Source organism: Paenibacillus sp. J22R160 (assembly GCF_059692135.1).
Map to the genome: position 1 here is coordinate 53,467 of NZ_JCAUAU010000008.1, position 12,396 is coordinate 65,862.

At 40.5% G+C, this 12,396-nt stretch carries 8 protein-coding genes; 5 read left to right on the forward strand and 3 right to left on the reverse strand.

Annotated elements, in window-relative coordinates:
• Positions 1-222: 222 nt before the first annotated feature.
• Entirely contained in the window at positions 223-882 is a 660-nt protein-coding gene (locus tag AC58UW_RS18445) for an FMN-dependent NADH-azoreductase (RefSeq protein ID WP_497422074.1), read from the reverse strand.
• Positions 883-1,168: 286 nt separating this feature from the next.
• Between AC58UW_RS18445 and trpB the strand changes: the two genes are divergently transcribed.
• The 5 genes from trpB to AC58UW_RS18470 all read left to right on the forward strand — a co-directional run bounded on the left by trpB (position 1,169) and on the right by AC58UW_RS18470 (position 9,786).
• On the forward strand, positions 1,169-2,329 hold the full coding sequence (gene trpB / locus AC58UW_RS18450) for a tryptophan synthase subunit beta (protein ID WP_497422075.1): 1,161 nt from the start codon (positions 1,169-1,171) through the stop codon (positions 2,327-2,329).
• Positions 2,330-2,593: 264 nt separating this feature from the next.
• The gene (locus AC58UW_RS18455; RefSeq protein WP_497422076.1) at positions 2,594-4,333 is read left to right on the forward strand and encodes an ABC-F family ATP-binding cassette domain-containing protein; all 1,740 of its coding nucleotides are present in this window, start codon (positions 2,594-2,596) and stop codon (positions 4,331-4,333) included.
• A gap of 355 nt (positions 4,334-4,688) precedes the next feature.
• Positions 4,689-5,885, forward strand: a complete 1,197-nt coding sequence (locus AC58UW_RS18460; protein WP_497422077.1) for an MFS transporter — start codon at positions 4,689-4,691, stop codon at positions 5,883-5,885.
• 152 nt (positions 5,886-6,037) lie between these two features.
• Positions 6,038-9,202: an ATP-binding cassette domain-containing protein gene (locus tag AC58UW_RS18465; protein WP_497422078.1), complete on the forward strand. Its 3,165-nt coding sequence runs from the start codon at positions 6,038-6,040 to the stop codon at positions 9,200-9,202.
• Positions 9,203-9,318: 116 nt separating this feature from the next.
• Positions 9,319-9,786: a DUF8821 family protein gene (locus AC58UW_RS18470; RefSeq protein ID WP_497422079.1), complete on the forward strand. Its 468-nt coding sequence runs from the start codon at positions 9,319-9,321 to the stop codon at positions 9,784-9,786.
• Positions 9,787-9,861: 75 nt separating this feature from the next.
• On the opposite strand, the gene AC58UW_RS18475 is transcribed toward AC58UW_RS18470, so the two are convergent.
• The gene (locus AC58UW_RS18475; protein ID WP_497422080.1) at positions 9,862-10,668 is read right to left on the reverse strand and encodes an inositol monophosphatase family protein; all 807 of its coding nucleotides are present in this window, start codon (positions 10,666-10,668) and stop codon (positions 9,862-9,864) included.
• 7 nt (positions 10,669-10,675) lie between these two features.
• A complete protein-coding gene (locus AC58UW_RS18480) occupies positions 10,676-12,385 on the reverse strand; it encodes an ABC transporter permease (protein WP_497422195.1) in 1,710 nt (569 codons plus the stop codon).
• Positions 12,386-12,396 lie beyond the last annotated feature (11 nt).

Below are 12,396 nucleotides of genomic sequence, written 5' to 3' on the forward strand. Positions count from 1 at the left end.
GGGCAATAAATGGAACTTAGAGTCGATCAAGCTAAAAATAAATATTCATCAGAGTGCCGAAATTATGTACAGGCAAGAATTGATAGATGGAGTATTCTTAAATCGGAGACTATCAGTAGTGATGGAAAATGAGGATAAACTCTGAACCGTTCTGCCGCCAAACGTGACTAAAGAAGTGGTATTGAAAAAAGCCGATCATACAGATCGGCTTTTTTCAATTCCTTACTTAGCTGCCAACTTCAAAGCCTGCTCCTCAGCATCTCGATATCCCTTTTGTAATACTTCATTTCTATCCAGGAAGGCTGTTCCTTGTATGCGAACTGCTTCAAAATCTTCGATTCCCATTAAATCAAACATGGACTTCAAAAATTTATTCGAGTACTCTAGTTCGGTATAGAAGTCATTATTGGTGTAAATGGACCCGCTGGCTTGAATGGTAACGACGCTTCTTCCATCATCGAGAAGTCCGACGGATGCTCTTCCGTTACTCATGGGGGGACTGATATATTTAAATGTTTCCCTTGGGATCATAACATTATCTATATAATCCTTTAGTTTTGAGGGGATACTGAAGTTATGCATTGGAAATACAATGACGTATTTATTAGCACTTATAAATTGCTTTAACAGGGTATTCATACGATCTGTTACTTCTTTTTCTTCACTAGTTAATTCTTTCTCTTTCGCTTGTTTCGACCATGCGCTCAATACATTTTTATCGAGTGCGGGTACTTCGTCGTCGTATAGATTAATTTGTTCAATAACCTCGTCATTCGAATGCTTCTCTTTGTATACTTTCAGAAAGTAGTTAAAAACATCAAGACTTGCAGAGGTTTTGGAATCAAAATCCGGGTGTGCATTGATAATAAGTAATTTACTCATGTAAATTTCCTCCTAGGTGCTTATCATAGACTCTATGAATCGGCGATTGATATAATCCATAATATATGTTGCCCAGTTACATGTCAATTTATAAAACCAAGAAGTTTATGTAAATAAACATAATGAAATCGATCCTACTATGGTTTTTATCCCCTACACTAGCGTATTTGTTGGCCGCGCCGAGGACATATTTTGCCTACTTTCTTTTAAATACGGCACCAGAAAATTATGGTAAAATAATAGAAGAGAGTACCATTCCTATTTCATAAAGTGGAGGCGCTTACTTATGGACCAACTATTGCAGCAAGAGGGATACTTTGGGGAGTTTGGCGGCAGCTTCGTCCCGCCGGAATTACAGGAAGTGTTGAGTTATTTGAGTGAGCAATTTTATAAGTTTAGAGACGATCCGGAGTTTAAAGAAGAGCTTCGTTATTATCTAAGCGAATATGTTGGACGTGAGAATCCATTAACGTATGCGGAGCGGCTGACCAAAGCTTGGGGAGGACCGAAAATATACTTAAAGCGTGAGGATTTGAATCATACAGGAGCGCATAAGATCAACAATGCGATTGGCCAAATTCTGCTCGCTAAGCGGATGGGTGCCAAACGGATCATCGCTGAGACTGGTGCCGGACAGCATGGTGTGGCTACGGCAACGGCTTGCGCTATGTTTAATATGGAATGCGTCATCTATATGGGAGCTGAAGATACACGTAGGCAGGCGCTTAATGTGTTCCGAATGGAGCTGCTGGGAGCGACGGTTGTACCGGTTCATAAAGGCCAAGGAAGATTGAAGGATGCGGTAGATGAGGCACTGGACGATTTGGTTCGCAATTATAAAAATACGTTTTATTTGCTAGGCTCCGCCGTTGGTCCGCATCCGTTTCCGACAATGGTCAAGCACTTTCAGGCTATTATTAGTGAAGAATCGAAGAGGCAGATTGTGGAGAAAGAGGGCCGTTTGCCAGATGCAGTGGTGGCTTGCGTAGGCGGTGGCAGTAATGCAATTGGTGCCTTCACTCATTACATCGATGAGCCTACCGTTCGCTTAATCGGTGTCGAGCCTGATCAAGCACCATCTTTGACCCAAGGCGTTCCGAGCATCATACACGGCTTCAAGTGTTTAGTGCTGCTGGATGAGGAAGGCCAGCCAAGGAAGACTTATTCCATCGCCGCAGGACTGGATTATCCGGGCATTGGGCCGGAGCATAGCCACCTGAAGGTCTCGGGCCGGGCTGAATATGCAACAGTCACCAATGAGGAAGTGCTGGAAGCCTTCCAGGAACTGTCGCGCACGGAAGGAATCATTCCTGCCTTAGAGAGCGCGCATGCAGTTGCCTACGCGAAGCAGTTGGCGCCGACGATGAGCGAAGATCAAATTATTATCGTTAATCTGTCGGGCCGCGGGGATAAGGATGTCGAGCAAGTTTATCAAATGCTTAAATAGTGAGACGGAGGGCGTCCAATAGGACGCCCTTTTGATTAGGCTCTGTAAACGATGGACAGGTAGATGCCGCTATTATTTGTACATCATTCCGCGCTTCTTATAAGGTAAGGAGGTAGCATGGAACTTTGATCCCCAAGCGATGGAATACAATGGGATTGTAGTTAGTAGTAAACAGTGTTACTCTTACAACGGTAAACTCATAATCTACGTTTTGCCATACATCCCATAATAGTCGCTATTTTAGTTATAAAGAAAGGTAATACTATGATAAAAGTTAATAACTTATCCTTCTCGTTTCCGCAAAAAGAATTATATAAAAACATTACATTTACGCTTGAAGAGGCACAACACTGCGCTTTTATAGGAACAAGTGGCAGTGGGAAAAGTACATTGATAGATATCCTGATGGATCCAGAAAGATATCTGTTCGAGGGCAAGTTAGAAATAGATCCGACTTGCAAAATTAGGCATGTAAGTCAATTCCCACAATTCGACAAAACGAAAGAAACAACCGTTTTTGAATATATAGGGGAAGAATTTATTAAAATACAAAATGAAATAACATCGATTTGTACGGAAATGGAAACATCATCGGATATTGATTCGTTATTAGAAAAGTATCAATTAGCTCTAGACGCGTTTGATTCAATCGGCGGGGCTGATTTTGGAAGCAACATTAATAAGAAACTAAATCTAGCAAACCTCATGAAGCTAAAAGATCTTAGGGTATCCGACCTGAGTGGCGGAGAATTCAAACTTATTCAAGTGATGAAGGAAATGCTAAGTAGTCCAGACTTACTGATTATGGACGAACCAGATGTATTTTTAGACTTCGAAAACCTAAATGCACTTAAAACTCTTATTAATTCTCACAAAGGAATGCTGCTAGTTGTTACGCACAACCGATATCTATTGAATCATTGTTTCAACAAAATTATACACCTTGAAAACATGGAGATCCAAGAGTTTGATGGGCGGTATATTGAATATAATTTCTCATTACTTCAGACAAAAATTGAGTTACAAGAAATCGCAGTCGCTGAACAAGAAGAAATTGAGAGATACGACAACATTATTGATAATCTTAGAGCTATCGCAACGTATAATTCAGAAGCATCTAGAGGGAGAGCATTAAAAGCTAGAGTTAGGTTTCAAGAGAGATTGGAAGCACGTAGAATTAAAGCGCCATTTGTTGATATTAAGCAACCGAATATTAGTTTTGGTATTGACAATGAGATTGAAGACACCATTGTTGTAAATGTCAATAATTATCATGTTACGTTTGATGAGTTGCTTTTAGACAATGTTAACTTTGAGATAAAATCTACGGATAAAGTAGCTATTATTGGTCCAAACGGTACCGGGAAAACGACTTTGCTCCGCGATATATTTAGAAATAATCATGATTCAATTGAAATAAATGCTGATGTTAAAGTGGCTTATTTATCTCAGAATCAAGGCGAAGTGCTAAAGGATTCTAATACAATTCTAGAAGAATTCATCGATGCTGGGTTTAATACGTATGATGAGGTTAGATCGTATCTTTCAAACTATGGCTTTGAAGGAGAAATCGTTAATCAAAAGATAGAGTCTTTATCTGGTGGAGAAAAAAATATGCTGCAATTGGCTAAAGTTTCTGCCAGTAAAGCAAACGTATTGCTTCTTGATGAACCGACAAGCCATTTGGACACGTATACGCAAATAGCACTGGAGAAAGCCATTGAAGACTATAAAGGTGCGATTCTCATGATTTCTCATGATTTCTATTCGGTTGTAAATGGTATGGATTATGTTTTAATCATTGATGATAAGACGATTAGAAAAATGAGTATGCGAAAATTTAGACAGATGATTTATGCGAGTCATTTTGACAGAGACTATCTAGAAAATGAACAAAATAAAAAATCACTTGAAATGAAAATAGAATTGGCTTTAAAAGATACGAATTTTGAACTTGCAAAAGTATTGGTTGATGAGCTAGAAGAGCTGATTAAGTTGCTTTAATAGTGAATTAGTCCGAGTTCAACGATGAAACATGATGATGGCGGAAAAGCATCAATAAAAGAGACACTGATGGATAGAATCTCAGTGTCTTTTTGCTGCATTGATTTCTTAATAGCTCTTGCCAAATTGCAGCTCCCCTTTTTGGTTCAAGATAACTTCCGGTTGGCCCTTTTTTATTGACATGAGACAGATTTGTCTGTATTATTCTATTATAAAAAACAGACCTGTCTACCTCATTATCCAAGGAAGCAGGCACTGTCAAACTTTATAATAAGAGATCGAAAAGAGGGAAGATTAAACTATATCGCTTTTTTCGCCAAGTAACTTATTATTTTCACAAAATGGAGGATGACTAATGAAAGGCAATTCAACTAAAGCTGCATTTTGGATAGTCGCCTGGGTACTCGTGCTCTGTTTATGGTCGAGCGGGGCCCCTTCCATTGTGTTTCCTATATACGCAACGGAGTGGCACCTTTCCAAATCAATAACGACAGGCATCTTTGCTATGTATCCAATTGCCATCATTTTGGTGCTCGTTATAGTAGGTAATATTTCAGATTACATCGGACGCCGAGTCACGTTGATTGGCGGACTTATTTTTCTCCTCTTAGGCGCATTAGTCTTTGCATTAGCTCCGAACATGCACTGGCTGTTTGTCGCTCGAGCGCTGCAGGGCTTAGGGGTTGGATTGACATCGGGGGCTGGAGGGGCAGCGCTTGTAGAGTTTAATCCATCGTCGAACACGAAATTTCCCGGATCGATAAACACGATTACTCAGGCAGTCGGTGTATTCATTGCACAAATTCTCGGTGCAATTCTAATTAAATATGCGCCATTTCCGCTACATTTAAGTTATTGGGTGTTATCCTTACTTATATTTGTCAGCATTATCCTTTGTTTCTTCCTTCCGAATAATCAAACACCTCGATCCGATGGTAAATCGAACTGGAAACCAGCGGGGGTTAAGGTGCCAAAAGGATTATGGGGCATTTATCTCATAGCAGCATTAGCGGTAGGAATCGGCTTTGCCTACGGGGGTATATTTTTATCTCTTGGAGCTCAGATTGCGCGCGATCTTATTGGGACGAAAGACATTCTTGTGATCGGCATGGTATTGTCGGTTTTGAGTTTGTTAATCGGGGTAGGTGCTACCCTTGCAGGACGAACGAGTCCGATACCTTCAATTCGTACCGGAACGGTGTTGATATTCTTGACATTGGTTCTTCTCGTCATGTCGTCGGAGCAGCATTCTTTCATCCTATATGTCATTTCGTCGATTTTAGGCGGACTTGGCTATGGATTCTCGGTAACTGGAGGGATCGCACTTGCTGTCATGCATGCGTCTTCCCAACACCGAGCGCAGTTTTTATCCTCCGTTTTTGTCGTTTCTTATCTGTTTCAAGGAGCTAGCGCATTTGGCGGCGGTGTAGCTTCCACCGCATATGGCTTTGGCCCCGCGATATGGATGCTTTCAATTGTCGTCGGATTCATTGCTCTCATTACGCTGTTGTTTACGATGATAATCCGCCAGAAAGTGGCATTTGCCATGTAGGTTAAAAGTTGTAGAAGTAGACCATCCTCTCAAACAGGCTGGTCTACTTTTTTGTCATTTTCCAACATAACCTCAATAAAAAAACATTCCTAGCATTTAACAGTGTGCTAACATGGAAATAATAAGTGTAAAAGAAAAGAAAGGATGTACTTATGAAAATCATTCAATTAATTTCGAACAATATTCATCGATTAGATGCCGATCTCCCAGTAGATAAATCGTTAGGAATTGCTGGTCTATCTGGATCCGGTAAAACAACGTTTTGCCAAACCATTGGCGAGGAATCCAAGAAACGTCTCGTTTCTTTATTGCCAAAGGCGGAATATCAGTATTTATTTCCCGAGATTATGGAAACTAATTTTAGCGCGATTAAGATGGAAGAAATGCCTTTAGTCCTTTTTCTCGGAAAATCATCGATCTCATCTAATCCTCGTTCAACCATTGGCACACACACGGGCGTTTTTAAAGAGATTCGCGAGCGTCTAGCCGAACAATTCAATCTTTCTCCAGAAGTGTTTTCCTTTAATAATGCCTTAGGTTGGTGCCCAGATTGTAAAGGACGCAGTACGACTCAAAATGTAGAATGTTCCAAGTGCCAGGGCAGGCGCTACAATCAAGAAGTTGAGCAATACAAAATGGCATTATTGAATAAACCACATAGTATTTCTGATATCAATAACTTGAGCATGGAAACGATTCTTTCTCTTGCAGAGGAATTACAGATCAGTGAAGGAAAGCAGCATATTCTCCAAAATATCATTAATATGAATATTGGTTACTTAACATTAAATCGCATTATGGGTACATTGTCAGGTGGAGAGATAACCCGGATGTACTTGGCAGAATTCATGGCAACGAGTGAAAATACAGTTATTATTATTGATGAAATCTCTGTGGGTCTTGACCACCAAACGCTACTGAAAATCTTAGAACAGATTAAACAATTAGGAGATAAGAATCAGATTTGGCTCATTGACCATTCCGACACGGTGCTGGATACGACAGATGAGCAATTATTCTTTGGACCTGGCAGTGGGAAATACGGTGGAAAGATTGTTGAAGAATCACCGCGGCCAGCACCTATTATTTCGGCACGCAATCAAGCAGTACCGACAGAATTCTATCAATTTCAAGATCTGCATTGTCGTAATATTCAAATGGCTAACATTGAGATTCCGAAAAATAGACTTGTAACCTTTACGGGAGAGTCCGGTTGTGGTAAATCTACGCTTGTTAATGAGTGTATAGTGAAAGATTTTCAGACACGTTATCCCAAAGATAAACTGGTCGTGGTTGGGCAAGATCGTAACCAGTCGATTTCCAGCAGGTCCACCGTTGCGACATTTCTTGATATTAAAAAGAAGCTCACCAAATATAGCGAGGACATTGATGATATTTTTCAGCGCTCGATTGAAGATATTATTGATGAGCTGCCAGTTGAAGACATTGCTCATAAACGCTTGAGCTTATTGAACAAACTAGGTCTCGGTTATTTGACGTTGGAAAGAAAAACACAGTCCCTATCGACGGGTGAATTTCAATGTGTCCATTTAGTTTCTGAGCTGTTTGCGAACGCAAGAAACCCGCATATGCTTTTTATTTTTGACGAGCCTTCAAAAGGTTTATCTCAAAATATTTTAAACCAATTTATTGATAGTGTCAGGGACATTCTGGAAGATGAGTCGGTCTCCATCCTGATGATTGAACATAATGCATATATGCTGGAAAGCTCTGATTTTATCGTTGATTTCGGCAAAAGGCAGGTTGAGCCTGTTAGGCACCTAGACGTTGTCAGTCATGAGGACTATTATCGTCAGAAAAATGGGGAAGAGCATAGTACTCCATCACCTATTTCCTCTACACTCAAGTCGCAACAAGGGATTCATTACTTGCAAGAAAATCATTTGAACTATTTTAAAAAGGCAGAAAACGTCTATAAGGGTGGAATCTTAAAAAGTCTATCGCCAATCGCCCGTGTGATTTATGGTGAATACGAATCTGAGACGATTGCACCGGTTATCGCGATTGATCTTGAGCGACACCTGTATAGTCAATATAGTTTTCTCTATGAAATAGGCGGACTGATCAACCATATCGTGGCTGCTCATCCGACGAATAAAGATACAAGCAGCTTTGATTTCTATTATCAAGATAATCATTGCCCTAGCTGTTCGGGTCGCCGCGTCATTGAACAATTCGATATGACTATTCTCATGCAAGACAAAACGGTGCCATTCTGGGATGGCATGTTACTTCCAGAAGTCATGGATGTCTTGAAATACTATCAACATGCCAAATTGCACTTCCTTTTTGAAGAGATAAAGAATGAGCTTGGTCATGATATGGGAAAAAGCTTCAATGAAATGTCCGAAGCCGAGAAGAATACGTTTTTATATGGTTACTGGGAAAAGTCATTTTATGATCGAGCAGGGAAGGCCTCGAGAACATGGGAAGGCTTTAATTTCATCCTTGGGCGTTATATGGTTATTTCGAAAAATATTCCTCTCAAAGAGGCTATGAAAGCCTCCAAAGAAATGATTAACTGCCCAGTTTGTCATGGAACCGTGTTAAAGCATCATAAAAAGCTAAAGTTCGGCAGCACGGATATTCGTGAGGTTATTCAGCAGCCGATTGATCAGGTCATACAAACCGTAGGGAATCTGCCAGAACTAGAAAAGCTAAAATCAATCGTCGGCGGCGAGCTTGCACTTACCGAAGAAGTCTCCTTACTACCTAGGGAAACACAAGTTGCGCTGAAAATGCTAGAATTGGAACTTGCCAGCTTTGTAGGCTATGAAGTGGTTTTACAAAATGCTGTGCCTTTTTGGAATAAGATTAAAGGTAATCTCGAGGCCATCAGCCGTAAAAACACGATTACCATCTGTGATTTTCCAGATATTGTAGAAACGAGAGAAAGTATTATTGATAAGTATTTTACGAATGGCAAATATAAAAAGCTAACTTATGTCTATGAGGCGTTTGGTTACGCTAAAATTGTTACCCAAATTAATAAGATCAAAGCCAGTCATCCATGCCCATTCTGTGGCGGTAAGAGAGTCATTTCAGAAGATGGGCTTCATGATGGCGTACAGAAATTATCGGTGCCATGTGTAAGCTGTTATGTAAGTGGCATCAATGATGAAGGACGCAAGGAAGTCGTAGAGGGCATCGATGTACAAACGTGGCTAACTGGTAAAGTAAGAGATGTTGTCGCGGAAAGCTCACGCACGGAGGCAGTTGCGGATATTCCTATTTTCAATCGGATTCGTGAGTTGAATAAACGAGATATGATGGCTGTGTATCATAGTCTGAAGTGAATGAAAAGTTCCTCTCAACCCATTTTTGATATAATATGAATAGAACAACCGTTTATTTTTTGGTCAAATATGGAATCCTATTAATACCAAATAATGAGAGAAAACGAGGGATGGAAATGTCGTATATCGTTGATTTTAAAAATGTGTCTACGGTAGGTTTAGAGTCTTCACCTGTAGCAGAAGCGCTTGCTGGTTTACGCGCGAATGAAGCCCGTTATTTCATGAACAAATACAAGCATGAATTTGAGGTTGTACCAGCTAGCGAAAGTCAGGAAAACCTTGATTATGCGAACAAAATTTTGAAAGAACGTGACATTGAATTTGCTGCCAAACCTTTAGAAACGTCGCGTTTTCAAGTGGAAAATATTCAATTTACCTACGTTTTTTACGAGGATGGTCTTTCGATTAATGTGATGTATACGGTTGATGACCCCAAGAAGCGGGCTGTTGGTTTTAAGCTTTCTGAGGGGATGGAGGTACCAAAGGAGCTAGAAACGAAGTTTAAATTTGCTAGACAGAAGTCCAAGTTAGCTGGAACCATTCGAGGCTCGTTCTTCGTAATTAAAGGAGAATATTCCTATTAATTGAAACTTGAATAAGAGGGTGCCCTGCCAGCATTCATGGCTTTTGGGGCACCCTCTTTTACGCTTCATATCGTTTCACGCTTCCTGAACGGCCTTATTTAACGATCGGATGATTTGATCATGAAGGACCATGCTCGCCGCGGCCACGCCACCGCTGTATAACATGTCAATGTCACTTCCCGCTAAATCCGAGAATTTGCCTCCAAGCTCCTCTAGTACGATTCGGCCTGCCGCATAATCCCATGAATTGACGTGATATTGGACGAAACCGCCTAGCACTCCCATCGCCATATCGTTCAGTTCCATGGTAGTCGCTCCATAGACCCTTACACCCCGAACTTTGGTTGCCAACTCATATAAGTGCCCCCAATGCTTCATCTCATCCGTGTTTCTCCAAGGCGTGTTTATCGCAAGCAACTCATTCTCGAGCAGACTGTCCGTAGGGAGGGGATTCAGTTTCACGTCATTAACGAAAGCACCACTTCCCTTGTGAGCGTGATACAGATTCCCAGCCATGACATCATATACAAGACCGAACACTCCGCGATTAATTTCACCAAATGCTAGGGAAATAGCAAAGTCTTTTTTACGATTAATGAAATTGCTCGTCCCATCGATAGGGTCAATGATCCATACATAAGGGCTTTCAGAAAGCCGATTTCCGACGTTCTCCTCGCCGACAATATTATGATCGGGATAGTGTTCAATGATTTTGCTCACTAAAAAGGTCTCGATCTCACGGTCAACTTCTGTCACGACATCGGCATGACTTGTTTTCTGCTGAAAGCTAGTAGTGCTTTCTTGCATCCTTGTTTTAATGATTTCCCCGGCTTCCAATACCCAAGCAGTGGACTTCAGATAGATTTCATACTCCTCGCGCATGATGGACTCACTCCTTCGATTTTCTTCCGTAGACGAAGTACAGAATAATGCTGGATATTATCATCAAGATAACGGAGTAAACAAAAACTAGTGCCTGTACATCACCTGATGCTTGTTCGCTTGTACTATTTTTGATTACAATACCTAACGGCTGTAGTAAGGGGTGGAATAAGAAAACCGTTAGATCATAATCAGCCAAGTGCCCGTTGAAATTCATGGCCCATACCGCCAAAGTAGAAGGCAATATGATGGGCAGGAGTACTCTTCTGAACGTGTAGAAGGCACTGGCGCCTAGGCTTTTGGCTGCATCTTCCAAGGAGCCGTCTATGGTGAAAAAGGCAGCTCGTAACATTCTTATTGTAAACGGAATTTGGACAATAACATAGGCAATTAATAAAATCCACACAGTTCCTGTCAGGACCTTATTCAGTACGATTAGCTTAGGAGAATCATAGGTGATAATCAGTCCTAAGGCGATTAGTGTCGAAGGCAATAACCAGGGTATTAACATGGCATACTCTAACAGGGTTGAGAACATATTTTTGTACTTATGAAGAATCCGTGAAACAACCAACGCTAAAATCACCACAAGGATGGACGAAACGGATGAATAAAAGATACTAACGCCATACGGCTTAAAATCACTGAAATGCGTAATTAATCTTGCATAGTTATCGAATGTGAAATGATTCACGGATAAGGTAGCGGAGGTGATACTGAAGCTGTCTGTGAAGGAGAAGATAACAATTGAGACCACAGGCAGCACATATATAATAAACAACAAGTACGCTAGTGCATGCACAATCGTATTGACCAACTTGTTATTAATTTTTTGTTTTACGATTTGCGATTTCACTTTTGAAATCGAAATATAGTTGCCGCCTTTTTCCACTTTCCTCATGATGGTTAATAGAATTAACGTAAACACACCTAGAATAATGGCTAGAAGTGAGGCCATATCCCGTGAGGTGACGCTTTGGGCAAAGGCTAATATCATAGGGTTAATCGTTTGGAAATCTCTACCCCCAACGACTAGTGGAGCTGAAGTGGCACTTAAGCCCGTGAGAAAGATTAAAACAGTGACCGCGAACACCGTAGGCTTTAATACAGGAAATACAACTCTTCTTAAAATGTAGAAGGAAGAGGCTCCCATGTTCTTAGCGGCTTCAATGGTTTGATAATCAATTTTCTTAATGGCATTGGATAGGAAAATAACATGATTGGAAGTAATGGCAAAAGTCATGACATATAGAACAGCCCAGTAACCTGTAAACCACGTAGCATTAAAATCAGGGAAGAGATGAACTAGAAATTTTGTTACAATGCCTCGTTCTCCATAAATAAATTTATAGCCAAACACGAGCACGATACCGCTGTAAATAAGTGTTGTCGAATAACCTAAACGTAACAGCTTAGCGCCTTTAATATCAAAGTAATCGATGACAAGCACTAAAAAGGTGCCAATAACATTAACAGTAACGATAAGAGAGACAGCCAGAATAAAACTATTCAGTAAGCTTTTTAATGCCCTGGTTGAGAGCAGAAGCTTCTGAAAGGGCTCAAAGGATAGGTGACCATCTGCAAAGAACGTCGCAAATAGTAGATTGATGTTAGGATATATTAAAAATGCAGCAATAAACCATACTAACAAGACAGCAGTTATGATTCCGATGATTTTACCGGAAAACAGAGCTTCTTTCAAACTATTTAGTTTCAACACAAGAAGCC